At 59.0% G+C, this 26,298-nt stretch carries 24 protein-coding genes; 14 read left to right on the top strand and 10 right to left on the bottom strand.

Going from position 1 to position 26,298, the window contains the following annotated elements; all coding sequences use genetic code 11:
* Nucleotides 1-8: 8 nt before the first annotated feature.
* The 4 genes from LAD35_RS09425 to LAD35_RS09410 form a co-directional block, all read right to left on the bottom strand.
* Nucleotides 9-647, bottom strand: a complete 639-nt coding sequence (locus LAD35_RS09425) for a C40 family peptidase (protein ID WP_224152417.1) — start codon at nt 645-647, stop codon at nt 9-11.
* A gap of 337 nt (nt 648-984) precedes the next feature.
* The gene (locus tag LAD35_RS09420) at nt 985-1,875 is read right to left on the bottom strand and encodes a LysR family transcriptional regulator (RefSeq protein ID WP_224152416.1); all 891 of its coding nucleotides are present in this window, start codon (nt 1,873-1,875) and stop codon (nt 985-987) included.
* Between the two features lie 230 nt (nt 1,876-2,105).
* Complete coding sequence (gene cycA, locus LAD35_RS09415; protein ID WP_224152415.1) at nt 2,106-3,500, bottom strand: D-serine/D-alanine/glycine transporter; 1,395 nt, start codon at nt 3,498-3,500, stop codon at nt 2,106-2,108.
* 261 nt (nt 3,501-3,761) lie between these two features.
* Nucleotides 3,762-4,376 (bottom strand): DUF6630 family protein, encoded by a 615-nt coding sequence (locus LAD35_RS09410; RefSeq protein WP_224152414.1) that lies wholly within the window; start codon nt 4,374-4,376, stop codon nt 3,762-3,764.
* 206 nt (nt 4,377-4,582) lie between these two features.
* Between LAD35_RS09410 and LAD35_RS09405 the strand changes: the two genes are divergently transcribed.
* The 7 genes from LAD35_RS09405 to LAD35_RS09375 all read left to right on the top strand — a co-directional run bounded on the left by LAD35_RS09405 (nt 4,583) and on the right by LAD35_RS09375 (nt 10,724).
* On the top strand, nt 4,583-6,106 hold the full coding sequence (locus LAD35_RS09405) for a CoA-acylating methylmalonate-semialdehyde dehydrogenase (protein ID WP_224152413.1): 1,524 nt from the start codon (nt 4,583-4,585) through the stop codon (nt 6,104-6,106).
* A 98-nt stretch (nt 6,107-6,204) separates the two neighbouring features.
* Nucleotides 6,205-6,687 carry a lysozyme inhibitor LprI family protein gene (locus tag LAD35_RS09400; RefSeq protein WP_224152412.1) on the top strand — a complete coding sequence of 161 codons (483 nt, stop codon included), beginning with the start codon at nt 6,205-6,207 and terminating at the stop codon, nt 6,685-6,687.
* An 87-nt stretch (nt 6,688-6,774) separates the two neighbouring features.
* Complete coding sequence (locus LAD35_RS09395; protein ID WP_224152411.1) at nt 6,775-7,941, top strand: acyl-CoA dehydrogenase family protein; 1,167 nt, start codon at nt 6,775-6,777, stop codon at nt 7,939-7,941.
* A 97-nt stretch (nt 7,942-8,038) separates the two neighbouring features.
* Nucleotides 8,039-8,500: a TfoX/Sxy family protein gene (locus tag LAD35_RS09390; RefSeq protein ID WP_224152410.1), complete on the top strand. Its 462-nt coding sequence runs from the start codon at nt 8,039-8,041 to the stop codon at nt 8,498-8,500.
* A gap of 51 nt (nt 8,501-8,551) precedes the next feature.
* Nucleotides 8,552-8,971: a DUF488 domain-containing protein gene (locus tag LAD35_RS09385; protein WP_224152409.1), complete on the top strand. Its 420-nt coding sequence runs from the start codon at nt 8,552-8,554 to the stop codon at nt 8,969-8,971.
* A gap of 104 nt (nt 8,972-9,075) precedes the next feature.
* Nucleotides 9,076-10,005 carry a 3-hydroxyisobutyrate dehydrogenase gene (gene mmsB, locus LAD35_RS09380; RefSeq protein ID WP_263434673.1) on the top strand — a complete coding sequence of 310 codons (930 nt, stop codon included), beginning with the start codon at nt 9,076-9,078 and terminating at the stop codon, nt 10,003-10,005.
* Between the two features lie 431 nt (nt 10,006-10,436).
* The gene (locus LAD35_RS09375; RefSeq protein WP_224152408.1) at nt 10,437-10,724 is read left to right on the top strand and encodes a GNAT family N-acetyltransferase; all 288 of its coding nucleotides are present in this window, start codon (nt 10,437-10,439) and stop codon (nt 10,722-10,724) included.
* 121 nt (nt 10,725-10,845) lie between these two features.
* On the opposite strand, the gene LAD35_RS09370 is transcribed toward LAD35_RS09375, so the two are convergent.
* The 5 genes from LAD35_RS09370 to LAD35_RS09350 all read right to left on the bottom strand — a co-directional run bounded on the left by LAD35_RS09370 (nt 10,846) and on the right by LAD35_RS09350 (nt 18,757).
* Nucleotides 10,846-11,814 carry a tripartite tricarboxylate transporter substrate binding protein gene (locus LAD35_RS09370; protein WP_224152407.1) on the bottom strand — a complete coding sequence of 323 codons (969 nt, stop codon included), beginning with the start codon at nt 11,812-11,814 and terminating at the stop codon, nt 10,846-10,848.
* A gap of 204 nt (nt 11,815-12,018) precedes the next feature.
* A complete protein-coding gene (locus tag LAD35_RS09365) occupies nt 12,019-12,501 on the bottom strand; it encodes a hypothetical protein (RefSeq protein WP_224152406.1) in 483 nt (160 codons plus the stop codon).
* Complete coding sequence (locus LAD35_RS09360) at nt 12,480-16,832, bottom strand: RHS repeat-associated core domain-containing protein (RefSeq protein WP_224152405.1); 4,353 nt, start codon at nt 16,830-16,832, stop codon at nt 12,480-12,482. Before LAD35_RS09360 ends, LAD35_RS09365 begins: the two co-directional genes overlap by 22 nt.
* 53 nt (nt 16,833-16,885) lie before the next feature.
* On the bottom strand, nt 16,886-17,545 hold the full coding sequence (locus tag LAD35_RS09355) for a hypothetical protein (protein ID WP_224152404.1): 660 nt from the start codon (nt 17,543-17,545) through the stop codon (nt 16,886-16,888).
* Between the two features lie 447 nt (nt 17,546-17,992).
* On the bottom strand, nt 17,993-18,757 hold the full coding sequence (locus LAD35_RS09350; protein ID WP_224152403.1) for a hypothetical protein: 765 nt from the start codon (nt 18,755-18,757) through the stop codon (nt 17,993-17,995).
* A gap of 875 nt (nt 18,758-19,632) precedes the next feature.
* Here LAD35_RS09350 and LAD35_RS09345 point away from each other — a divergent pair.
* From LAD35_RS09345 to LAD35_RS09315, 7 genes are all read left to right on the top strand, one after another.
* Nucleotides 19,633-20,616, top strand: coding sequence for a TRAP transporter substrate-binding protein (locus LAD35_RS09345; protein ID WP_224152402.1), 984 nt, complete (start codon nt 19,633-19,635; stop codon nt 20,614-20,616).
* Nucleotides 20,617-20,706: 90 nt separating this feature from the next.
* Complete coding sequence (locus tag LAD35_RS09340) at nt 20,707-21,213, top strand: TRAP transporter small permease (protein WP_224152401.1); 507 nt, start codon at nt 20,707-20,709, stop codon at nt 21,211-21,213.
* Nucleotides 21,206-22,501, top strand: coding sequence for a TRAP transporter large permease (locus tag LAD35_RS09335; RefSeq protein ID WP_224152400.1), 1,296 nt, complete (start codon nt 21,206-21,208; stop codon nt 22,499-22,501). The genes LAD35_RS09340 and LAD35_RS09335 overlap by 8 nt, the downstream gene beginning before the upstream one ends.
* 261 nt (nt 22,502-22,762) lie before the next feature.
* On the top strand, nt 22,763-23,164 hold the full coding sequence (locus LAD35_RS09330; RefSeq protein ID WP_224152399.1) for a GFA family protein: 402 nt from the start codon (nt 22,763-22,765) through the stop codon (nt 23,162-23,164).
* Between the two features lie 260 nt (nt 23,165-23,424).
* Nucleotides 23,425-23,856, top strand: coding sequence for a hypothetical protein (locus LAD35_RS09325; protein ID WP_224152398.1), 432 nt, complete (start codon nt 23,425-23,427; stop codon nt 23,854-23,856).
* Nucleotides 23,850-24,389, top strand: coding sequence for a DUF523 domain-containing protein (locus LAD35_RS09320; protein WP_396022782.1), 540 nt, complete (start codon nt 23,850-23,852; stop codon nt 24,387-24,389). Before LAD35_RS09325 ends, LAD35_RS09320 begins: the two co-directional genes overlap by 7 nt.
* A 5-nt stretch (nt 24,390-24,394) precedes the next feature.
* Complete coding sequence (locus tag LAD35_RS09315; RefSeq protein WP_224152397.1) at nt 24,395-25,066, top strand: DUF1294 domain-containing protein; 672 nt, start codon at nt 24,395-24,397, stop codon at nt 25,064-25,066.
* A gap of 32 nt (nt 25,067-25,098) precedes the next feature.
* On the opposite strand, the gene mnmH is transcribed toward LAD35_RS09315, so the two are convergent.
* Nucleotides 25,099-26,151, bottom strand: a complete 1,053-nt coding sequence (gene mnmH, locus LAD35_RS09310) for a tRNA 2-selenouridine(34) synthase MnmH (protein WP_224152396.1) — start codon at nt 26,149-26,151, stop codon at nt 25,099-25,101.
* Nucleotides 26,152-26,298 lie beyond the last annotated feature (147 nt).

Below are 26,298 nucleotides of genomic sequence, written 5' to 3'. Positions count from 1 at the left end.
TCCAGAATTCAGTTGCCGCGCATGCCCGCTTTGGTGATAACCTTGCTGATCATGTCCTGCGCATCGGCGCCATCGAGGTTCACCTGCTGCATCAGCTTGCTGCGGGCGTCTTCGCTCAACTCCACGCGGCGCGCGCCATCAAAGCGCTTTTCCCAGTAGGCGATGTTCATACTTTCCACGCGCACGGTGCTGCCGGTGCGGGGTGAGTGGATGAACTTGCCATCGCCCATATAGATGCCTACATGGCTGAAGGCGCGGCGCATGGTGTTGAAGAACACCAGATCACCGGGTTTGAGATCTGCCTTGGCAATCTGCTCGGTGGCAGCGGCCTGCTCTTCGGCACGGCGAGGCAGGATCTTGCCCCAGCTCTCTGCAAATACGGCACGGACAAGGCCGCTGCAGTCCAGCCCGGTTTCCGCACTGTTGCCACCACGGCGGTACGGCACGCCAATCAGGTTGAGCGCGTTGCTGATGAGGACAGTGGCCTGGTCCTTGACCTGGTGGTGCACATCATCGAGCTTGGCCAGGCTGCTCTGGCCTATGCCAAGCAGCAGATCCAGATCAGATGGCTTTTTGTCGCTATCGGGCGCAGCATGGGCACTTGCCGCCACGGCCACGATGAGGGTGCAGATCCATTTCGAAGACATAGCGGGCGACTTTAGCACGGAATATTTTGGAAGCAATTCACAAAAATGTAACCAATTACGAATCAGCTAATGCGTATATACCCTAGGATTGCATATTCCTTGCCATATATTGTTGCAGATCAAACCACACGAGGTCTCCGCTCCAGAGATATGTTTTGATTGAAATTTTGTCAATCTGACTATTATTTCATCATTTTATAAATTTGTTTCTATTCGCAACCACGGTTGCAATTGACGCACCGCAACATTCTTGTATTGCTGCCAGGTTCGGCAGTAACGCTGAACAGCGGCGGACGCGCTGCTACTGGGGCACAAATGCTGCCCCAACTCCTCTGCTTCAGCACATCAGCAGCGACTGCTGCTCCTGCACGGTCGCCTGCAAAAAGCGCCACACCACCTGAATGCCGGGCACCTGGCGCAGCTCTGGCGGCATGGACATCCAGAACGTCCGCGTGAACTGCGCCTGCTCGGGCAGCACGCGCTGCAGGAGCGGGTCTTTGTCTGCCAGAAAGCCGGGAAGCACGCCCAGCCCGGCGCCAGTGCGTACCGCCGTGTACTGCGCAAGAATGCTGGTGCTGCGAAAGCTGAAGCGCTGCTGCGATGTCAATGTGTCCAGAAACTGCAGCTCCTTGGTGAAGAGCTGATCATCGACATAGTGCACAAAGCGGTGCGCAGCCAGATCGTCTGTCGATGTGATCAGCGCATGGCGCGCCAGGTACTCGCGCTGTCCATACAGGTAGAGGCGGTACTCGGTCAGCCGGCTGGTGACCACCGTGTCTCGAATCGGCCGCTCCAGCGAGATGACGATGTCCGCCTCGCGCCGCGACAGCTGCAGCATGCGCGGCACGGCCAGCAGGTCGATGGTGAGCAGCGGATAGCGCTGGGCCAGCACCGCCAAGTGCTTGGCGAGGATCTGGGTGCCAAAGCCTTCGGTCACGCCGATGCGCACCACCCCGCTTGGGGTTTCGGTGTTCTGGCTTGCAGCCACGGGCGCAATGCCGCGGGCAATCTGGTCCATGGCTTCGGCCCGCGGCTGGAGTTGCCGCCCGGCATCGGTCAGCTTGTAGCCGCTGCCTTCTCGGGTGAACAAGGTGGCGCCGAGCTGCTTTTCGAGGGCCTGGATGCGGCGGGCGACGGTGGTGTGCTCCACGCCCAGCGCCTTGGCGGCACCCACCAGGGTGCCTGCCTGCACCAGCGCGCCAAAGTAGCGCAAATGGTCCCAATCCATGCGTATGCCTCCGTACCAATCGATGCACAGCATTATTGTGCAAAGCTGCAGAGAGGAAGGCGTCTATTCAATTACTATCAAAACAATAGCTACACCCGCCATGCCCGCATCCACTGGTAATCAAAAGTGCCGCGTAAAAAAACAACAGGCAGCGACGCTGCCCGTTGTTTCCTTGCCTGCACACCGCAGTGCCTGGGTTGGATTTCCGGGCAGTCGAACCAGTTATTCAGTTATTGCTTGCGTGCGCGCAGCCACGCATAGGCGCCGCCCAGCAGCACAAACCACAGCGGCGTTGCAATCAGCGCCTGGCGGGTATCTGCTTCCAAGGTCAGCAGCACCACAATACCGGCAAAAAAGGCCAGGCACAGCCAGCACATGACCACGCCGCCGGGCATCTTGTAGTGCGACTGCTGGTGCAGATCGGGCCGATTCTTGCGGTAGCTGATGTAGGACAGCAGAATCAATGACCAGACAAACATGAAGAGAATGGCCGACACCGTGGTCACCAGGGTGAAGGCTTCCACTAGATTGGGCACCACCCACATCAGGAAGGCGCCGCCCAGCAGGCAGACGCAGGAGAACACCAGCCCGCGCGATGGCACGCTGCTGGCCGACAGAATGCCGAAAGCGCGCGGCGCGTCGCCCTTGAGCGCCAGGCCATAGAGCATGCGGCTGGTGGAGAAGACGCCGCTGTTGGCCGACGAGGCTGCCGATGTGAGCACCACGAAGTTGATCACGCTCGCTGCTGCTGGCAGGCCCGCCAGCACGAACAGCTCGACAAACGGGCTCTTGCTGGGCACCACATCGCGCCAGGGCGTCACCGCCATGATGGCAATCAGCGCGCAGACATAGAAAACGATGATGCGCACGGGAATCGAGTTGATCGCGCGCGGCAGCGTGCGGTGCGGGTCCTTGGCTTCGGCGGCCGTGGTGCCCACCAGTTCAATGCCCACAAAGGCAAACACGGCGATCTGGAAGCCCGCGAAGAAGCCCATGGCGCCATGCGGAAACATGCCGCCGTCGTTCCACAGGTTGGAAAAGCTCGCCGTGCGGCCTGCGGGCGAGGTAAAGCCATGCAGCACCATATAGAGGCCCGTGCCCACCAGGGTGACGATGGCCACGATCTTGATCATTGCAAACCAGAACTCCACCTCGCCAAAGAGCTTGACGGTGAGCAGGTTGAGCGACAGCAGCACTGCCACGCAAGCAATGGCCGGTGCCCATTGCGGCAGATCGGGCCACCAGAACTGGGCGTAGGCAGAAATGGCAATCACATCGGCAATACCGGTGATCACCCAGCAGAACCAGTACGTCCAGCCGGTGAAAAAGCCCGCCCAGGGGCCCAGCAGATCGTCCGAGAAATCGATGAAGCTCTTGTACTGCAGGTTCGACAGCAGCAACTCACCCATGGCGCGCATCACAAAGAACAGCATCACGCCGATGATGGCGTACACAAACACGATGGAGGGCCCCGCCAGGCTGATCGTCTTGCCGGAGCCCATGAACAGGCCGGTGCCGATGGCGCCGCCAATGGCGATCAACTGGATATGGCGGTTGCTGAGGTTGCGCTGGAGGTCGTCGGCACCCACGTGCCCCGATTGCTCCGCCGGGGCCTGTTTGCTCATAGAAAAGCTCGGTGCAGTGCGTTGGCGAGAAAAATTGCGCGGCATCAGCCCGGAAGGTTCCAGGCCCGCCGCGAGGGTGCGCAAGGATAATGCAGGGGTTTGCCCTGAGAGGCCTGCATGGTTATTTTGCTGCGCAACTAAGAGCCGCCAGCACAACCCAGCAAATCGCAGATTTGCGGTTGAGACGAGGCGCGAAGCCGCAGACAGTACAGACGTACGACAAGGCGAAGCAACGACGTATCAAGGGTTGTGTTGGCGGCTCTAATTGGTCAGGTGTACCACCTTGCTACCCACGCGCTTCGCCAAGGCCTGCAGCGGCGCAACGGCACTGGTCTCCAGCACAGACAGTGGATAGCTGTCGCTCTCGATATCGAAAGAAACCAGGCTCAGGCCCCGCGTGCGCAGATAGTCCCCTGCCTCCAGCAAGGCATCGTGGCTCAATGCCTTGCTGGCCGCCAATGGCTCCAGCGGAACCGCGCGCTGCTGCACGGTCTTGAGTGCCCGCAAGGCCCAGATGGCGTCGCCCATGTCCAGCTTCCAGTCCAGTTCAAAGTTCTGGCCCCTGCGCTGCAGGCCGTCCACCAGAGCCAGCCATGGCGTGACATGCTCGTGCGCGTCAATGCCACGGTTGGGCAGGTCATCGGCAAAACGGTTGTAGTACTGCTGCGGCTGCGTCAGCGCCTGATGAACTTCGCCCCATAATTCGTCAACATCTTCAAGCGCCAGTGCCTCACCCACGGCGGTGCACAGGGCCTGCCAATCTTCGCTTGTTGCAGCAGGCGGCGCAGGAGGTGCAGGCGCTGCCGATGCAGCATGCGCTCTCCCCGTAGCGGCCTTGCCGCCCAGCAGCAGCCCTATCCAATCAAACCAACCCATCGCAGCCTCCTTCATGGACTGATAGCAGTGCAGTATGCACCACGATCCACCCCTTGCCATCAATGTGCGCCCCTGCACAGGCCATGTGCACTCGGCGCTCTTGTCTGGGCGAATGCGCACATCTACCATGTGCGGTAACGGTGTGCTGCCTGACTGCATCCACCGCTGTCACAACCCAAGATTTTCAAGATTCCCAGGAGACAAACATGAACGCACCGCAATCCACCGGCACGCTGGCGCCCACCGTCAAGCTGCTCATCAACGGCCAGATGGTCGAATCCCAAACCACCCAATGGCGCGACGTGGTCAACCCTGCCACGCAACAGGTGCTGGCGCGCGTGCCCTTTGCCACGCCCGATGAAGTGAATGCCGCCGTGGCCAACGCCAAGGAAGCGTTCAAGACCTGGCGCAAGACGCCTATCGGCACCCGCGCCCGCATCTTTTTGAAGCTGCAGCAGCTGATCCGCGAAAACATGAAGGAGCTGGCCGCCATTCTGACCGCCGAGCAGGGCAAGACCCTGCCGGACGCCGAGGGCGATGTCTTCCGCGGGCTGGAAGTGGTGGAGCATGCCGCCAACATTGGCAACCTGCAGCTGGGCGAACTGGCCAACAACGTGGCCAATGGTGTCGATACCTACTCGCTGCTGCAGCCCCTGGGCGTGTGCGCAGGCATCACGCCTTTCAATTTCCCCGCCATGATTCCGTTGTGGATGTTCCCCATGGCGATTGCCACGGGCAACACCTTCGTGCTCAAGCCTTCGGAGCAGGATCCGATGGTCACCATGCGCCTGTGCGAGCTGGCGCTGGAAGCGGGCGTGCCACCTGGCGTGCTCAACGTCATCCATGGCGGCGAGGACGTGGTCAACGCCATCTGCGACCACCCGGACATCAAGGCCATCAGCTTTGTCGGCTCCACCAAGGTCGGCACCCACGTCTACAACCGAGCCAGCCTGGCCGGCAAGCGCGTGCAGTGCATGATGGGCGCCAAGAACCACGCCATCGTCATGCCTGACGCGAACAAGGAGCAGACCCTCAACGCCGTGCTGGGCGCCGCTTTCGGTGCCGCAGGCCAGCGCTGCATGGCGCTGTCAGTTGCCGTGCTGGTGGGTGATGCACAAAAGTGGATTCCCGAGCTGGTAGAAAAATCCAAGACCCTCAAGGTGAGCGGCGGCACCGAGCCCGGCACCGACGTCGGCCCGCTGGTGAGCTGCGCCGCCCTCTCGCGCGTGGAAGGCCTGATCGAGCGCGGCCTGGCCGATGGCGCCAAACTGGAGCTCGACGGCCGCAAGCCCCAGGTGGCAGGCTACGAAAAAGGCAATTTCGTCGGCCCCACGGTGTTCTCGGGCGTCAAGCCCGGCATGAGCATCTACGAGCAGGAAATCTTCGGCCCCGTGCTGTGCCTGGTTGCTGCAGACAATATCGACCAGGCCATCGAGTTCATCAACGCCAACCCCAATGGCAATGGCACAGCCATCTTCACGCAATCGGGCGCCGCAGCGCGCAAGTTCGAGGAAGACATTGACGTTGGTCAAGTTGGTATCAATGTGCCGATTCCCGTGCCCGTGCCGCTCTTCTCGTTCACCGGCAGCCGCGCCTCCAAGCTGGGCGATCTGGGCCCCTACGGCAAGCAGGTCGTCATGTTCTACACCCAGACCAAGACGGTGACGGCCCGCTGGTTTGACGACAGCACCACCAGCCAGGGCGTCAACACCACGATCAGCCTGAAATAACCTGCCCGGGCGGGGCGGACCAGGAAACACGCAGATGGCAAGGCCCCGGCCAGCCTTCTGCGCAATTCCAGTGCGTTTTTGCTGCGATGATGCACGGCATGGCTTTCATCCCCCCATTCCGCTCTGAAGGGCGCGGTACGGCAAGTGCCGCGCCTCGCTCAGATAAAAACCATTGGTTTGCGCCCGCCTGTCAAGCGCTATCAGCTATTGTTTTTTTAGCAAACACCGGGCTCGCCCAGGCCCAGGCAGGCGCTGCCTGCGTGCCCGGCGGCACGGTGGAGCAGACCAATGCCTGCGCCGTGCAGGCCTTTCAGCAAGCCGATACCGACAACAACATCCTGTATGGCGATGTGATGCGCATCCTCTCTGCCCACGAGCGCCCTGCCCTGCGCCGCGACCAGAACGACTGGACCCGCCAGCGCGCCGCCACCTGCAAAAAGCAGGAAGCCGCGCACGAGGCCAAGCCCGACTGGAGCCGCCGCTACCATGAATGCCTGGTGGCCGAAACCAGCAAGCGCAAGAAGGAGCTGATGGTCTGGCTGCACGAAGGCCCGCCAGCGGGCGCAGTACAAAAACCATAGCAGCCACCGCTTTCCCACCAAGCGTCAGAGGCCCAAATGCCATAACACCCGAATACGGTGAACCGATAAGAACAAGGAGACACGACCATGGATTTCGAGCTATCAGAAGACCAGCGCGCCTTTGCCGACACCGCGCGCCAGTTCGCGCAGACCGAGCTGGCTCCGCACGCTGCCGAATGGGACCGCGACGCCGTCTTTCCCCGCGATGCCATCCGCCGCGCAGGCGAGCTGGGCTTTTGCGGCCTGTACGCGCCCGAAAGCGCGGGCGGCCTTGCCCTGCCACGGCTCGATGCCACCCTCGTGTTTGAAGAGCTGGCCGCCGTCGATCCATCGACCACCGCCTTCATCACCATCCACAACATGGCCACCTGGATGCTGGGCACCTGGGCGACCGACGCCGTGCGCGCCGAATGGGGCGAGGCGCTCACCAGCGGCCAAAAACTCGCCAGCTACTGCCTGACCGAGCCCGGCGCGGGCTCAGACGCCGCCTCGCTCAAAACCCGGGCCGAGCTGGTGGGCAACGAATACATCATCAACGGCAGCAAGGCCTTCATCAGCGGCGCGGGCGCCACCGATGTGCTGGTGCTGATGGCGCGCACGGGTGATGCGCAATCGGGCGCATCGGGCATCAGCGCCTTTGCGGTGCCCGCCCAGGCCCAAGGCGTGAGCTACGGCAAGAAGGAAGAAAAAATGGGCTGGAACAGCCAGCCCACCCGCGTCATCAACTTCGACAACGTGCGCATTCCGGCCCACAACCTGCTCGGCCGCGAGGGCGAAGGCTTCAAGATTGCCATGAAGGGGCTGGACGGCGGCCGCATCAACATCGCCACCTGCTCGGTGGGCGCTGCCCAGGGCGCGCTCACCCAGGCCCAAAGCTACATGCAGGAGCGCAAACAGTTCGGCAAGCCGATTGCGAGCTTTCAGGCGCTGCAGTTCAAACTGGCCGACATGGCCACCGAACTGGTCGCCGCGCGCCAGATGGTGCGCCTGGCTGCCAGCAAGCTCGATGCCGGCGCGCGCGACGCCTCCACCTACTGCGCCATGGCCAAGCGTTTTGCCACGGATGTGGGCTTCAACGTCTGCAACGACGCCCTGCAACTGCACGGCGGCTATGGTTACCTGAACGACTTTCCGCTGGAGCGCCTGATGCGCGACGCGCGCGTACACCAGATCCTGGAAGGCACCAACGAAATCATGCGGGTCATCATTGCACGGCGTATGCTCGACGGGGATGCGCCCGAGGCCATCCGTTGATCATGATGCGTATCAAGAAACCTCACCCCTTCATTGGGCAGCATGCGCCAAGCAACCTGAATGACGCCCTTTGGCGAACGACCAGAAACTGATACCCATGCCCGCACGCCCCATCTCCCCCGAAACCTTGCAGCTCATCGACACCATGCGCGATGCGCTTGCCGGCTGCGCCGATGTGGAAGAAAAAACCATGTTTGGCTGCCATGTGTTCATGGTGAACGGCAAGATGTGCCTGGGCGTGGAAAACGACGAACTGCTGGTGCGCCTGCCGCCACAGACCCATGCCCAGGTGGCAGAGACGGCAGGCGTGCGACCGCTGTCGCCACGCGGGGGCATGCAAGGCTACTTTCTGGTGGGGCCCAGCGCCTATTCCACGCGCGAGGCCTGGCAATACTGGATTGACGGCGCCCTCGCCTTCAACCCGCTGGCCAAGGCCACGCCCAAGAAAAAGCCCAAGGCAGCCGCAGAAAGCGCTGATCCTGACCCGGACCCGAAAAAACAAAAGCGCACCGCGCCCCCCGCACGTAAACGCCACAGTGTGTTTGACAGTGACCTGTGAGCCAACCCGCGCAGCCTTTCACCAACCAACCATCAACCAACGGAGCCCTGCATGCCCATCCGTATCGTTCAGCTAGGCAGCCCCCGCGCACAGAGCGAGGGCCTGCGCATTGGCACCGTGCGCCGCCCGCCACGCGGTGTGCCCAAGGCAGAGTTTGCCAGCCGCAACTACTACGACGTCTGGTACCCCGAACTCTCGCCCGAGCCCGAAACCATGCAAGTGGCGCAGGAATCGCTCCGCCTCGCCGATCATGGCGACACCACGCAGGCCGACAAGCTCTGGAAGAGTTTCGACAAAACATTCAGAAAACAGCTGGCCGAGGCACCAGCCGCCCGCACGCTCGATCTGCTGGCCGCGCTGTCGCACCAAACCAATTTCGCCATTGGCTGCTACTGCGATAACGAGGCACGCTGCCACCGCAGCATCCTGCGCAGCCTGCTGCAGGACCGGGGCGCGGCTGTTGCTCCGTAAACCCGGTAATTCATAAAAAATTTGGCCTACAGCGCTTGATCGGAGAGCGCCATTAGCTATCAAATTAATAGCTTCATGACACGCTGACAACACCATCAACACAGATATTCAAGGAGACAGACATGGCAAATATCGGATTCATCGGCCTGGGCAACATGGGCGCGCCCATGGCCATCAACCTGGCCAAGGCAGGCCACAGCGTCAAGGCATTCGACCTGAGCCAGGAGGCGGTTGCCAAGGTGGTGGCAGGCGGCGGTGCGGCGGCTTCCAGCGCGCAAGAGGCCGCACAAGGCGCCGAAATCATCGTCACCATGCTGCCCGCCAGCCAGCATGTGGAAGGACTCTTTCTGGGTAGCACCACAAACGGTGCCAGCCTGCCCGGCCTGCTGCAACACATCGCCAAGGGCGCACTCATCATCGACAGCTCCACCATCGCTGCCGCCACCAGCCAGAAAGTGGCCAAGGCGGCCGAGGCCAGCGGCATTGGCTTCATCGATGCGCCCGTCTCTGGCGGCACCGGCGGCGCCATTGCCGGCACCCTCACCTTCATGGTGGGCGGCAGTGCGGCCCACCTGGAGCGCGCCCGCCCCCTGCTCGAGAAAATGGGCAAGAACATCTTCCACGCCGGAGACGTGGGCGCGGGCCAGACCGCCAAAATCTGCAACAACATGCTGCTGGGCATTCTGATGATCGGCACCAGCGAAGCCATTGCCCTGGGCGTGGCCAACGGGCTCGACCCCAAAGTGCTCTCCGAAATCATGCGCCGCAGCTCTGGCGGCAACTGGGCGCTGGAGGTCTACAACCCCTGCCCCGGCGTGCAGGAAGCCAGTGCCGCCACCCGGGGCTATACCGGCGGTTTTGGCACCGACCTGATGCTCAAGGACCTGGGTCTGGCCCAGGAAAGCGCCATGACGGTAAAGGCCAGCACCCCACTGGGCGGCATGGCCCGCCAGCTGTACGCGGCCCACAGCATCGCCGGGCACGGCGGGGAGGACTTCTCCAGCGTCATCAAGATGCTGCAGAAGCAAGGCTGACGGAGCCGCTTCTCCCTTCAGCCCTTTACTGTCTTCAGGCTGTGAACAGACACCACCCAGGGCCTGCGGCCTCAAGGCCAACCGAGGCACCCGTGCAGTGCCCATCTACAGCATTACACCCCCAGGCACAGAGGCACCGCCCCTGTGCCTTTTGCTTTTAAAGCCGCTAACACAACCCAGCAAATCGTAGATTTGCGGTTGAGACGAGGCGCCGGGCCGCGCTAGGCGAAGCCGCAGACAGTACAAAAGTACGACAAGGCTGGGCGCCCCCGGCTAGGCGCCCCCGACGAAGCAACGACGTATCAAGGGTTATGTTAGCGGCTCTTATTGGCTATGCTGTAAGCAACGGCCCTTCCTGCACAGCATTGCGGTCTTTGCAGTTGACTGATTCATTGAACTTTTGATTGAATGCCTCACCGGGTAACCTCACCATGCAATACACCATCCACCACCAGGAAGCCGACGCCAAAGGCGCGTTCTTTGTCGACAAATCTGGCCAGCGCATGGCCGAGATGACCTACAGCCGCACCAATGCCGCCATGGTCATCATCGACCACACCGAAGTGGACGAGTCGCTGCGTGGTGAAGGCGTAGGCCGCCAGCTGCTCGATGCACTCGTAGCCTGGGCGCGCGAGACCGGCACCAAGGTGCTGCCGCTGTGCCCCTTTGCCAAGGCACAGTTTGGCAAGGACGCATCGATACACGATGTGCTGGTGTGATCGGCCTGCGTGATCTGCCTGCTGAGTTGAAGGTCCAAATAGCATTCAGCGCTTATCTAGCGTGCGCTGAATGCTATTGTTTTTCATGCATCCCACACCGAGGGATCAACATTCCAGGGCTCTATTCCAGCCCGATGCTCTGCACAATCGCGCCCTCTTCAGCAAAAGCCTTCTTCGCAAAGGCGCTGTAATCCTGGGCATTGCGGTACTCCAGCCGCACACCGTAATTTGCAGCCGCCTGCTGAAAGGCCGGGTCGTCCATCGCAGATTTCACGGCGGCTTCGAGCTTGCGCACAATCTCGGGCGGCAAACCCTTGGGCCCGGCAATGCCCAATGGCGACGGCGTCACTACGTCATAGCCCTGCTCACGGAAAGTCGGCACATTGGCAAAGGCTGGCGGGCGCGTTTCTGACGCAATGGCCAACGCGCGCAGCTTGCCTGACTGCATATGTGGCAGCACCGTATTGCCAAACACCCCCGTCTTGGTGTGGCCCGCAATCAAGGCATTCACCGCCTCGGCATCGCCCTTGTACGGCACATGGGTGAACTGCACGCCCGCCTTCTTCTCCAGCAAAGCCATCAGCACATGGTTGGCCGAAAACTTGCCGGGCGTGCCGTAATCCACCGAGCCGGGCTGCTTTTTGGACTGCTCCACAATGTCTTTCACCGACTTGAACGGCGAATCTTGTGCCACGGCCAACAGAAAGTCGTACGACATATAGGCCGCCACATAGGTCAGATCGGCAATCGGATCGTAGGCCACCTTCTGGATATGCGGCTGGCGAAAGATACCCACCGGGCTCAGGGTCAGCCGGTAGCCATCGGGCTTGGCATTCTTCATGTCCATCACCCCCATCGACGCCCCGGCACCCGGCTTGTTCTCGATGATGATCGACTGGCCCAACTGCTTGCCCATCGACAGGGCCAGCGCCCGCGCCACCACATCGCTCACACCACCCGCCCCATAAGGCACGATCAGCACGACAGGCCGGTTGGGGTAATCAGCCTGCGCCACGGCGGGCGCGGCAAAACCCGCAGCGCCTACAACGGCAATGCTGGCTGCGACAGCGGCAAAAGTACGGCGATGCATGGTCGTCTCCTTGCAATGGTGGTTGTTTGCCCTGCAGCCTAGCGAAGCCACCCGCCCATACCCCCAACACAGGTGACAGCGCCGTTGCACCGACGCTCCATCGCAGGGAAAATCATCAATATGCGGGCCTTGGAAAATAGGTACCGGGCAAGTCCATGGCGTCATAGCTCCCCATTTCGTCCGCAAGTGCTGCTGACAAAAAATTTATTTGCACAATTTCGAAGAACCAAAACCGCAACTCTCCTCAAGAATAAATAATTGCCCGTCTTTACCTTGGGCTCTAAAAGCCACTAAACCATAAAAATCAGAATAATAATATTCAACATCAGGCTTCTGGGAAGAAATTTTGTACACATCGATCTCCTTCCCCATTATTTTAATTGGAGATGTCAATTTTTTTGAATTAAAACCAATTCCATTCCTCCTCCACTCCGAGATTCTATTTTTATTTTTCTTAGGAATAGCAAAATTAAAATATTCCGTCGAAAAGCAAAAAAAATCTTCAGTGCTTTCGCAAAATGAAATCTTTCCTTTATATAAATGAGATGTAATCTCCTGATCACTCATCGAGAAGAATATTGCTGCCTGTCTATCCCCAATTGGGGTATATGTCCAATTACTTGCGTCAGCGACAGCAATAGAAGAAGACAAAAATAAAGTTGAACCTATCGCTGCATACTTCCACATGTGCATTTCCCCTTGAACAACTCCAAAGCATAGGCATCAGCGTCGATTTCAATTGATAATGTATTTGTTGTGCCATTCAATCTATGCTTTAAATACTCTGACCCACCGGGATTTAATCTTACATTGCCATTCATGAGATGGCGAAACTCATGCAAGAACACCGCATATGGATCCTCGCTACCTTTTTCAAATGGATTAAAAAAATTATTTTCAAGCTTAAAATAATCAGATGTGAAATTCGTATAAAAAATTTTAGGATCAGTCGTTGGACTGCCCGGTCTTCCATTTGCCCCAACTTTCCATTTGGAATAATAAGATAACAAATACTCGGAATCAGAAGCGCACAGAGATTTAATTTTCGTCTCTAACTTAGCACCATATTCACGCAATTGTCTAACCCACGAAGGCGGAGGAGTAGTGAAGTCTTTACCGTGCCAAACCACTTCAAAGAGCCCTAGTGGATCAACCCCATTGAGCGGATTCCCGCCCACATAGGCAAACCGATTCCACCCGCCATCCAGCCCAATCGGATCAGCCTGGATGTACCTCCCCTCCTGCGGCCCATAGTACCGGTTAACGTTATAGCTCAGCTGCGTCTCTTCGTCCCACTGCTGGCCCGGGTAGCGCAGGTTGAATGTCACCTCTGGCGCGTAGCTAGGCAGGCTGCCAGCGACTGGGCTGTCCGCTTGCACGTAGCCTTTCGCCCCGGTGGTCGGGCTCACTTCGCCAAACCCAGTCAGGAGCCACTGCCAAGCCACTTGCCCTTGCTGGTTGGTCAGGCGCCTGGGGGTGCTCAGGTGGTCGGCATGGATGGCGTACAGGCGCCCGTTGATCTGGGCCGCCACTGGCACCATGCCTTGGGCGGTGGGCAGGTAGATGACTTCGGTGCTGTCCATCTCGCCTGCGGGCGCTGCCGAGCTTGCGCTGCGCTGGTTGCTGTAGGTGCCCAGGAGTTGCGCGCTGTCTTCTTCGCTGTAGAGGGTGTGCTCGGTGCGCGGGGCCGTGGTGCTTTGCCGTGCATCGGTTTTGAGCAGGCGCTGGCTTGCGCTGTTGTAGAAGTAGCTGACAGCGCTGGGGTCGGTGCTGCTGGCCGTGCCGGTGACTTTGGCGACGCGACCATTGGCGCCGTAGTGCAGGTATTGGGCTCCGCTGGTAGTGCCAGTTGTAGTGGCTGCGGTGATGGCCCCTGCTGCGTCGTACTGGTAGGTTTTGGTGGCACCGGCTACCCCGCCAGGGTTGGTGACGCTGGTGATGCTGGCAAGGACGTTGGTGCCTGCAGTCAAACTGTAAGCACGGATGGTTGTGGTGCTGCTGCTGGAAGCCGGATTCTTGTTAATGGAGGCCGAGAGGCGGTTGCCATTGGCGTCATACGCATAGCCGATGGAGTTGTAGCCTGCGACATCAAGAAGGTTCGTGGCCAAGGTGCCTACTCGGGGCCAGTTGACCGTGGGCGTGCTCTTGAGGCTGTGGCCGCTTGCGATCAGGCGCCCGGTTGCGTCGTAGTTGTAGGCACTGGCGATGCGGGCGTTCTGTGGCGCTTGGCCTGCAGCACTGCCTGGCACCATCTGGCTTTGCTCGATGGCAGACACGCGCCCTGCCGCGTCCCAGGTCAGGTCGAGGATGCCGGTGTGGGTGAGCTGGCCTGCCGTGTTGTAGCTGCGCGCTTCTGCCAGCGTGCTGCTGGCCCCTGCCCCAGCCAGAATGCCGGGCCAGCTCCAGCTTGTGGGCATGCCCAGTGGGCTCCAAGTCAGGCCCGAGAGGAGTGCCGTGCCGTTCCACTGCATGCCGGTAATGAGGCCCATGCTGTCGTACTGGTAGGCCAGTTGCTTGCCCGAGGGGTAGGTGATGCTTTGCACGCTGCCTGCCCCGCCCTGGCCTGCTGGCACGTAGCTGTAGGCGATGGAGCGGGTCTCACCGCCTGCCAGGATCTGGGTCTTGCGCAGCACGCGGCCCAGCGCGTCGCGCTGGTACTGGGTGGTGACTCCCGGGTCCTGTACTTCACTCAGGTGCCCGATGCTGGCATTGGGCGCGGCAGCGGTGTTGTAGGTGGTGCCGGTGAGGTCGTAGCGCAGCACGGACGAGGTGCCGTTGTTGTAGTTGATCTTGGTGATGCGGCCCAGCGCGTCGCGCTCTACGCCGATGGTGCGGCCTGTGGCATCAGTGGTGGATGCCAGGAGCCCGCGCACGTCGTAGGTGGCGGCTCCCGTGCCTGCATCGGGGGTGACTTCTTGCTTGGCGTTGCCCAGCGCATCGCGGGTGTAGCTGGTGGTGACGCCTTTGAAGTCTTTGGCGGCGGTGATGGCGTCCAGCTGGTTGTAGGTGAGCGTGGCGGAATTGTTCAGTGGGTCGGTGACTTTGTTCAGGCGGCGCAGGCCGTCCACTGCAAGCGTGGTGGTTTGAGACAGGCCGTTGCGGGCCGTGGTCAGGTCGCCATTGGCGTCATAGCCCAAGCTTGTGCTTTGGTTGGCGCCTCGGGTCTCGCTTGCCACCTTGCCCAGACTGTTGATCGTGCGCTGTACCTGCAAGGCAGTATTGGCCGCACTGTCCTTGACGATGGTGCTGGTGGCGTTGTCTTGCGCGTCGAGGGTGTACTGGCCGGAGTTGCCCCGGTTGTCGCTCCAGTTGCTGGTGCGCAGGGCGCCGTCGTACTGGTAGGTGATGGCGTAGCCGTTGGCGAATGTGACGGTGCCCAGCTTGTCGTTGGGCAGGTAGCTGAGCGTGGTGAGCAAGCCCCCAGCGCTGAAGCTGGTGAGCTGGCCCTTGGGGTTGTAGCTGTAGACGCGCACAAGGCCCGAGGGCTCGGTGGCGGTGAGGATGCGGCCTGCGCCATCGTGGGTGTACTGGCTGATGCGCCCCTGGGGGTCGGTGACCTTGTTGAGGTTGCCTTTGGTGTCGTAGCCAAATACCGTCTGACCGCCCGCATCGGTGTAGGAGTACGGCAGGCCATTGGGGTTGTAGGCCCAGGCGCTGGAGTAGGCTTTGCCGCTGGCCGTGTCCGTGACCAGGGTGCCCACGAGGTTGCCGCCGTCGTCGTAGCTCAGTTGGGTGATGCGCCCCGCCTCGGTGATCTTGGTGGGCAGTGACATGGTGTGATGCCACTCGATCTGGGCCATTTGGGCTTCTGGGCGGTTGGAGGCAGCCACCACCTGGGTGATCAGCTGGCGGTTGGTGTTCCACTGGTAGGTGGTTTTGTTGCCTTGGAAGTCTTCTTTGGAGGCAGGCAGCAGGTCGGTGTTGAGCTCTTCCTTGAATTTGTCCCAGAAGCGCGCATTGTTCTGCCCGACCATGCGCACGCCACTGGCCGTGCCCTGGTACTGGCGGGTGGTGCTGTTGCCATGGGGGTCGGTCGTGGTGACCGAGGCTTTGTACCAGTTGGGATCGTCCGTACCAGCGGCCACCAACATGCCAGCGGAGCCGACGTTAGCCGCGCCTGCATAGGAAACCTGGTAGGCACCGGTGACCCCTGCCCGCGTGGTCTGGTTCAGCGAGCCATCGGCGTTATAGGTAAAGCCCAGTATCTGGTTGCCTTGGGCATCGCCCACTGCAGTGACCAGGCCCGGGAAGGTGGTGTTGCCGTAGCTGTAGGCGTGGGTCTGGTAGCTGTTGACCTTGACGGAGCTTAGGCTTCCCTTGGCGTTGTAGTCGTAGTTGACGGCGTTGCCGTCGGGCAAGGTGACGGAGCCCAGCCTGCCATCGGTCCGGTAGCTAAAGCTCAGCCCGCGCCCAAAGGAGTTGGCAACAGAGAGGACCTTGCCGTTGGTTTGCAAGATGCTGTAGTTCCAGCCATTGCGCAAGGTGATCTTGGTGAGCCAGCCTTTGTTGTCGAACTTCCAAACGCTGTCGTCACTGGCGCGGTGGTATTGCCAGGCGCCTCCCACCGAGCCCTGAATCCAGTCCGCCCCAGTTGCCGCAAGCCACGGCGACTGCTCTCCGATTTCTTTGAGAAATAGCGCTGAGGTGCCATCGGGCAGCACCACTGCAAGGCTGGAGGGGTAGCGGGCGTCGTAGTACTTGGGTAGCTTGATGCGGCCCGACCATGAGTGCATCCAGCCCTTGCCCATGCCGATGTCGGCATCTTCATCGGGGTCGCCAAAGCTGCGGTAGATGTGACCCAGGGTGAGTGGGCTGGGGCTTTGGTCAACCCAGTCGGTTTGCGCCTGGAAGTTCTCGGGGCCATTGGGGATGCTCTGGGCCTGGGCCGGGCCAGTCATGAAGGTGAAGGTGCCCAGGGTGGTTAGAGCACCAAAAGCACCAAAAGCGACCAGGGCGCGCAAGGCGGGCTTGAGAGAGAAAGGCAGCAGCTTGCGCCGGATGAGCGGATCAATGGTCATGGTGTCGGCTGGTATGGGTTAATGAATAGATGACAACAAGGCAATAAGTAAGGCTAGCGGCGGCACATTTGCGGCTCTTCTGATTCGCTCTTCAAAACACTAATTACTTTTGAAGCTGTGATGCTGCATTCCATACAGGAGACTTCTATTTTCACATCTAATCTCTGCATAAATGGAGGAACATAAGTGAAATAAAACTTGCCAGAATCATCAGTTGATCCTGAATGATTTTGAAGCAGAGTATCATCCGCACCTCTTAATTTCAAAAATACTTGCTCCAATTTCACCGGCAAACCTTTTCTTTTAAGTTCAATTACCTGCGGGATTGGGCCAACAATTGATGGCAAAGAATACGTTGACGATGCTCCGTGTATGGCTATCTCGATTGGTATTTCCTTCTTGCAAACACGCGAGTCGTCAATGATCGAGAAGGCTTCAGTCTCATTGGATGGGCAATCTTCCTCTACTAAATATCTCATAATGGAGAATGGTTGCACTAGCGGACCGGGCGGGTTGCAGGAGGCAGGAATTCCAGGACCTCCAGATTTTTTATATGCCACGGTGTTCCATGATTGATATTGAGAATTCCATAATGTCAAATCTACCAAAGGAGCACTCCAATCTCCGTCGGGACCAGAAGACTCAACAGGTGCACATTGGTCATGGAGTCCATCGGGAAACCAACTTTGCACATTATTCCAATATGCCTGCATGAATTTTACCCTCCACTCCACGGCTTCAGAAGCAGAAGACAGATTCAATCTATAATACCCCAAGCCCCCCCCCAGCCACCTCAGATGGATAACCAGGAGGCGCATAATCACCAGTTTGCGATGTATACTTCAAATGACTTGCTCTTGGCGTGCAAACTGCCTTTTCCGGATCGCAACAATAGTAATTACTAGGCCACATCATGCAGTCGCCCGCTATCGCATTTTGAGCAAAAAATATATAAGCAAGAAAGCCCGCCTTCATTACCGTCAACAATCTTGTATTCATACAAGGAAAATTCCAATGAACATCAATAATAAGAAGTTTTGTAAATTTCTTATCTTCAAAGATTTCTTATTTACAATTATAAAATTTAATACAAATTACATGAGGATTGATTCAGCATAAATTCATTCGAATGAAGTCTAAAAAATGTGAAGCAAAGACGGCTAGCGTCGACAAATTTGAGGCTCTTCAACAGAGGCAGGCAGCAGCAGGCCCTGGACAGATATTTCTTGCAATGCAGTATTCGTGCATTCACTACAAGTTGCCTTGATTTCTATTTTGGCATTAAGAAAATATGGTGGAACATAGGTTAAAAATGCCTCTCCATTTGAGTCAGTCTTTATACTATCCTGAAATATTATTTTTCCATTTTCAATGAATTGATAAGAAAAGGCATTTTCTGCCAATGGTCGATATCCGCCAGTAAGAATAGATATCTTCTGTGGAAGGCTTGGGCCTTGGGGAAGTGCTGTTGTTAATGATGGGCCGCTTATGGATATCTCGCTCCCTCCGCATGCGATAGCCTCATCACTTCCTGGGTTATACCTACTCCCTTTGGGTATGGGCGGGCAATATTTGAAAATATTTTTCCCATTGAGATGGCGCACCCAAGAATTGGAAGTAGGATTCCAAAATCTACCCTCCCTAGTCCAAGAAACAACATCATATCCCGTATATGCACCAACAGAGGCTGGAGCAGTATATTCGTAATCGGGCAGATATGTTATTTTATATTTTTCTGATAAATAATCAGCAGCCTCTTGCCTTGAACTGAAATACTGATCACACCCTGCCCTGGAATTTTCTTCATTCAAATCACACCATTGAGGTGGCTGGGCAGCATTGACACTGAAATAAACAACAGCCACTGTTGTGAAAATTATTTCATTTCTCATGACTGGCTGAAAATAATTCCATTGAGCATTCATATATCAAGTTATTATAAAAATTACTGAATTTAACCCGAATTGCCTTTTGCTTTCATTATAAAAAATGAATACTAATTTTAAATACGTTTTTGACTACAAAATTTCCTCATGAAAGACCTCGAGATTAGCAATATTATCTTAGTCTCCTGTATAAATTTTAATAATCTTAATCTCCAAATTGATGCACTGCACACTAAGAAATTTGCGAACACACTAGATATATTTTTGCAATTATTAATTATTTATCGATAGTGGATCGCTACAACACTGGTAGTAACCCGAGGTCTATAGACTGATGCTGCTTTAGATCAAAAGTCAGCCACCTCTGTCACTTGGAAGATACCTTGATGCGAAAGCCGAACTGCCGTTCGCCCGCCGCCACTGGCAGCGTTAGCCTTTGTTGAATAGCTCAGTGTTGTTAATCTGCTGAGGAAAAGGCCCTGCAGTTCAGCAATGCTTTCAGGCTGCGGAAATACGCCAAAAATTGCTGTGAGTGAGATGATTCAAGCAAGACGGTCGACCATCTCACCGTAAGAGTACCTACGCTCAGCGCACTACGCCCTACAGATGTAGAGAAAGCTTGGAAGAGATTTTGCAGACCACGCATCCCCATCTAGCCACCAAGAAAGCCTGAGAAGACCCCTTAAATCGTTGAACAATCTTTCATAACACACTCAACAAAAGAAAAAACAAGACCTACAAAATTTCGATATTGTTGAAATCCCTGATGGCGGCCAATTGGAAGAAATGTTACTTTTGGCAAGCAATTTGCAGGTACATTGCAAGCGGCGCGCGGCGGAGGGCTGCAGCGCTGTGTGTTCACCGTTTTCATCCTGGCCAGCGACCGCTGAGCCGCTTTCTTTTTAGGAGCCACTATGAAGCGTCGTTTTTTCTGTGCTACCGTCACCCTGATAGCCAGCTTCGGTTTTGCCACGGCGGCTGCCGCCCAGACCAAGTGGGATTTCGCCACTGCCTACGGGCCCGGCAACTTCCACTCCAAGAACAACGAGTTGTTTGTGAAGGATGTGGACGCAGCCACGGGCGGCAAGCTCAAGATCACGCCCCACTTCGGTGCCTCGCTGTTCAAGATGCCCGAGATCAAACGTGCCGTGCAGACCGGCAACGCGCAGATGGGCGAGTTCTTTCTGGTGAGTTTCCAGAACGAATCGCAGATTTTTGGTGTGGATGGCCTGCCTTTCCTGGTCGGCAGCTATGACGACGCCTTCAAGCTGTACCAGGCCCAGAAGCCTGCACTGCAAAAGCTGCTCGACAAGCAGGGCCAGGTGCTGCTGTATTCGGTGGCGTGGCCGCCGCAAGGCATCTACACCAAGAAGCCGGTCAATTCGGTGGCCGATCTGAAGGGTATGAAGTGGCGCGTGTACTCGCCCACCACGGCGCGCATTGGCGAGCTGATCGGCGCGCAGCCGGTGACGGTGCAAGAGGCCGAGCTGGCGCAGGCGCTGGCCACGGGCGTGGTCGATGGCCTGATCACGTCAAGCGCGACTGGCGCCGACAACAAGCTGTTCGAGAACCTGAAGTATTACTACAACGTGCAGGCCTGGATTCCAAAGAATGCCGTGACCGTGAGCAAGAAGGCTTTTGCCGCATTGGGCAAGGCCGAGCAGGATGCCTTGCTGAAGGCCGCAGCCGCAGCCGAGGAGCGCGGCTGGAAGGAATCGAAGGAAGTGGATGCCAAATCGATCGCAGCACTCAAGCAAGGCGGCATGAGCATCGAGATGGGCTCTGCCCAGCTCAAGACAGATCTGGCCAAGGTAGGGGAAACCGTGGTGAAGGAGTGGACCGAGAAGGCCGGCGCCGATGGCAAGGCCATTCTGGACGCGTACAAGGCTGGCAAGTAAGGATCAGCACCGGATCACGATGGCATGCGCCCATCTGCCTTCTGGGCCGATGGGCGCCTTTGTCAGTGACCACAGCCTTGGAACACAAACATGCGTAAATTTCTAGATGGCTTGTACTCTGCCGCCGCCTGGCTGGCAGGGCTGTCCATGATCGGCATTCTGGTGATGGTGCTGCTCACCGTCCTCAGCCGCGTCATCGGCTTCAACGCACCCGGTACCGACGCCTACGCGGGCTACGCGATGGCGGGCGCCGGTTTTCTGGCGCTGGCCAGCACTTTCAAGAAGGGCGAGCATATCCGCGTGACGCTGCTGCTGGGCGCGCTCAAGGGCAAGGCACTCAAGGTGATGGAAGTTGCCGCGCTGCTGATTGCCACCATATTGGCGGGTTTTCTGGCCTTCTATTCTGCGCGGCTGACCTGGCAGTCATGGGACATCGAAGATATTTCGGTGGGCATTGATGCCACGCCCATGTGGATTCCGCAGATTTTCATGGCCCTGGGCACCCTCATCTTCTTCATCGCCCTGTGCGATGAGCTGGTGCTGGAGCTGATGGGCAAACGCCAGACCGCCGTGAACGAGGACGCACACCATGAGTGAAATTACCGCAAGCATTGCACTCATCGTGGTGCTCCTGCTGCTGCTGGGCGGCGGCGTGTGGGTGGGCCTGACGCTCGCCGGCGTGGCCTGGTTCGGCATGGAGTTTTTTACCGCCCGCGCCGCAGGCGACGCCATGGCGATCACCATCTGGGGTTCGGCCAGCAGCTGGACGTTGACGGCCCTGCCCCTGTTCGTGTGGATGGGCGAGATTCTCTATCGCACCAATCTGTCGGAGAGCATGTTCCGGGGCCTGGCACCGTGGGTCAACGCACTGCCCGGCCGCCTGCTGCACACCAATGTGATCGGCTGCACGATCTTTGCAGCGGTCTCCGGCTCGTCTGCCGCCACCTGCGCCACCGTGGGCAAGATGAATGTGCCCGAGCTGATGAAGCGTGGCTATCCCGAAAACATGGTGATCGGCTCGCTGGGCGGCCCCGCCACGTTGGGCCTGTTGATTCCACCCTCGATCATCCTGATCGTGTATGGCGTGTCGGCAGAACTTTCCATCTCCAAGCTCTTCATGGCAGGCGTGTTGCCTGGCATCATGCTGGCCATCATGTTCAGCGGCTGGATCATGGTGTGGGCGCTGATGAATCCATCCAAGGTGCCCAAAGCCGATACGTCAATGAGCTTCAAGCAGAAGATCCACGAATCGCGCCACCTGATTCCGGTCGTGCTGCTGATCGCCTCGGTGATTGCCAGCATCTACACCGGCATTGCCACCGCGACCGAAGCAGCCGCCATTGGCGTGGTGGGCTCGCTCGTTCTGTCTGCGGTACAAGGCGCACTCACCTGGAAGAACTTCAAGGATTCGCTGTTTGGCGCCACGCGCCTGTACTGCATGATTGCCCTGATTCTGGCTGGCGCCGCTTTCATGACGCTGTCGATGGGCTACATGGGCCTGCCACGCCAATTGGCCGAGTATGTGGGCAGCCTGAACCTGTCGCCCGCCATGCTGATTGTGGTGCTCGGTATTTTCTACATCCTGATCGGCTGCTTTCTGGATGGCATCTCCACCATCGTGCTGACCATGAGTGTGGTGCTGCCGATCATCCAGGCTGCAGGGATCGACCCGCTGTGGTTCGGCATTTTCCTGGTGATTACCGTGGAGACCGCCCAGATCACGCCACCCGTGGGCTTCAACCTGTTCGTGCTGCAGGGCATGACGGGCAAGCAGATCACGTACCTCGCCCGGGTCTGCGCGCCGTATTTCTTCCTGATGGTGATTGCGCTGGTGATTCTGTGGTTCTTCCCGCAGATCGTGACGGTGCTGCCCAACAATATGTAGGCCCCTCCCGCTTGCGAAAAACCGGCTCCTGCAGCCGGTTTTTTTGCGCCCGTGGGTTTGCAGCAGTCACCCAGCCATGGCACCAGCGTTCGCAATGACAATGGCCGGTGGTGTATGTCTTCTCTCAAGAGCTTCTTGCGCTGGCCATACCCTTTCGGAGCATCCCCCTTGGGCTGGCGCCATGGCGGCAGCGTTTGACACCCTGGCGCCTTATCGTCAGTACTCGGCTCTTTACAGACTGACTGAAAACCGGAGACACCCATGCACATCCACGGCTCCTGCCACTGCGGCGCCATCCGCTTCACCGCCGATATCGACCCTGAACGCGTCACGCTCTGCCATTGCAGTGATTGCCAGGCGCTGTCGGGCGCGCCGATGCGGGCCATCGTCCGGGCGCCCATCGATCAGTTTCAACTGCAGGGCAACCCGAAGGCCTATGTCAAGACCGCGCAAAGCGGCCAACGGCGCGCGCAGGTGTTCTGCCCCGAATGCGGCACGCCTCTGTATGGCAGCGAGGCCCTGAACCCGCAGTATGTGGTGATTCGCCTGGGCTGCGTGGCCGAGCGCGCCGGGCTGCCGCCGCGCAAACAGATCTGGACGCGTTCTGCCATGCCGTGGATTCATGACCTGGAAAACGTGCCCGCCTTTGCCGAAGGCAGCTGATTTCATAAGAAAATAGCCTCTAGGGAGCCTCTGCAAAACTCCCTGCCGTGGTCTGAACGCGGCCTCGGGCGATCCGCTGCGTTGTCTTTTTCGTCAATAGCTACAGCTATTGCCTTCAAAAGACGCCTTGCGGCTCATCCCGACCCACGCCCATCCCATCTGGCGAGGGTTTTGCAGAGGCTCCCTAGCGCGCACCCGCAAGCACGATTCGCTTTGTTTTTTATAGCACCACTCCTGCGTGTGCGCTATCCCTCTGCCGCATGACCCGCCTTTTTGAGTTTGCCGATTCCGAAATCAGCCGCATCGAAACCTTGCCTGCCGGGTTGGTGATTCGTTTTGCAGCGGCCATGCTGTGCGTGCCTGAGGCCAACGAAGCGCTCTCTTCCCGCCGCAGCCTCCGGCAAGGCTATACCAACGGCCTGAGCCTGGTATTGACGGGTGCCCTGGTCACCGGCGACATGGCAGCTTGCACGGGCCGGCTGGCGGAAGGCCAGTTGGTGCTGGTGCAAGAACGCCTGCGCGCCCTGCCCGTGCCCAGCCTGTATGCAGCGGATGGCGCCCATGGAGCGGGTGGAGCAGCCCTGCGGCTGGAGCTGCAGAGCGCCCAAGGAGCCTGGCTGCGGATCGATGCCACAGGCCTGCGCTGCGAAGAGGCAGCGGATGCGCGGTTTCATGAGGTCTTTCAATGCTGACCCGGCCAACCACCGATAAGGGCTTGCCCAAGATACTGGTCAGCGCCTGCCTGCTGGGCCAGCCCGTTCGTTATGACGGAGGCCACCAATTGGCGCAGCACCCGGTGTTGGCACACTGGCTGGCGCAGGGCCAGGTGGTTGCCATCTGCCCGGAGGTGGCAGGCGGCCTGCCAACACCCCGCCCGCCGGCAGAAATCACCACGGGCGGCAGCGGTGCCAGCGTGCTGTCTGGCCGCGCACAGGTGCGCGACAGCGCAGGTGACGATGTTACGGATGCTTTTGCGCGTGGCGCTGGGCTTGCGCTGCAGTTGGCGCAGAAGCACGGCATACGGGTTGCAGTGCTCAAGGATTTCAGCCCTTCCTGCGGATCCAGCCATATTTACGACGGCCAGTTTGCGGGCCGCAAGGTGGCTGGCGAGGGCGTGACCAGCGCCTTGCTGCGCGATGCGGGCATTACGGTGTTTGGCGAACACCAATGGGATGCTGCAGCGCAAGCCCTGCAGGCCATGGACGGCGCCCGCAGCAAGGATTGATCGACATGCGTTTTGAAGGCACTTTGCAGTCGTGGAATGACGAGCGCGGCTTTGGCTTCATTGCCGCCGACCAAGGGGGCGACCCTGTTTTTGTACACATCAAGGCATTTGGCCCGGGCGCTGCGCGGCCCCAGGCACAGCAGCGGCTGAGCTTTGAGGTAGAGCCGGGCCCGGGAGGCAAGAAGCGTGCCCGCCAGGTGCAACTGGTTCGCCCGCGTGCTGGCACTGCTGGCCCTACCACTCCTGCTGGCAGGACCACTCGCGGCGGGCAGCAGCGCAGCCCCGCATCCGCCCGCTCTGCCCATGGCAGTGCCCGCTGGGGAACCGCCAGCCTGTTTGCCTTGCCCGCCTTTGTGTTGCTGGGTGTGGGGCTGGGCGTGCTGTGGCGCCCGCCATCCTGGCTGCTATGGTGGTATGCAGGCCTGAGCACATTGACCTTTGTCATCTACGCCATGGACAAAGCCGCAGCCCAAAGCGGCCAGTGGCGCACCAAAGAGCGTACCTTGCACCTGCTCGCACTGGGCGGGGGATGGCCTGGAGCGCTGGTGGCGCAACAGGTGCTGCGCCACAAATCGGCCAAGACGGAGTTTCGCGCGGTTTTCTGGCTGACCGTGCTGCTCAACGTGGCCGCCCTGGTGTATGTATGTTCGCCCGCCGGGCGCCATCTGCTGCCTTAGTTTGTCGTTCTTTACCGCCGCACGGCTCAATCTCAATGGGTGTGGGCGGTAATGCCGAGTGCCAGGCGCTCGATGCCTGCATCGCTCAGATCATCGGTCGCATAGCTCTGGCGTGCTGGCCACTGGGCAAAGTTGCGTGATTGCGAGCGTTCGTAGTGCGGGTCGTAGTGCTGCGCCATCAGCTCGGCAAACAGGGGCGACAGCGCGCCTTGCTGCGCCCAGGCCTGCCAGCGTGCCACCGCCTCCTTGCCCTGCAATTCCTTGAGGTAGCCCAGTTTTTCTTCCAGCAGGGCCGCATCGTCGCCCAGGTAGGCATAGTCGCGCAGCAGGTAGGCCAGGCGCGCCTCTGGCGTTGCCTGGATTTCGACCACCGGCGCAGCGCGCAGGTGCGCCACCAGCGGCAGGGGCAGTGCAATGCGGCCGATCTTGGCGCTTTCTCCTTCGATGAATACCGGGCGCTCCAGATCGAGCGTGCCGATCTGCTCGGCCAGCAAGGTCTCGAAATGCTTCTGGCTGGGCTGGGCAACGCCCGGCAGGCTGCCCAAAAGAGAGCCCTTGTGGCTGGCGTAGCCTTCCAGATCGATGATCTGCGCGCCCTGTTCCGCCATGGCATGCAGCACACGGGTCTTTGCGCTGCCGGTTGCGCCACACAGCACGCGCAACTGCAGCCGGGGCACCAGGGTGTCCAGCTGTTCGATCACATGCGAGCGAAAACCTTTGTAGCCACCAGCGAGCTGCTGCGCATCCCACCCCACCAGGCGCAGCCAGGTCACCATGGAGCCGCTGCGCAGCCCGCCTCGCCAGCAGTACACCAAGGGCTTCCAGTTGGCAGGCTTGTCATGGAAGGTATCGCGCAGATGCCGCGCCAGGTTGGCGCTGACCATGGCTGCGCCCAGGCGCTTGGCTTCAAAGGGGCTGACCTGCTTGTAGATGGTGCCGATCTGGGCGCGCTCTTCGTTGCTGAGCACGGGGCAGTTGATGGCGCCGGGAATGCGGTCCTGCTCGAATTCGGCGGGCGAGCGGGCGTCGACGATGGTGTCGAACTGGTCAATGTCGCTGATGCGGACAGGCTGGCGGTGAGACATGGCAGAAGGCTCGGCACTCCCACATGGGAGTCAATCAAAAACAGGGCGCTGCTGTCGTGGCAACAGCAGCTTCGCAGTGTTTGATCGAGCCTCGATACATCCGTTTGTGCGCCCCTTTCTTGGAATGGGCGCACGCTGCGCGCGAAA

Origin of the sequence: Comamonas odontotermitis (assembly GCF_020080045.1) — a bacterium.
Taxonomy (GTDB): Bacteria; Pseudomonadota; Gammaproteobacteria; order Burkholderiales; family Burkholderiaceae_C; genus Comamonas; species Comamonas odontotermitis.
This window is presented reverse-complemented; position numbering and strand designations above follow the sequence as displayed.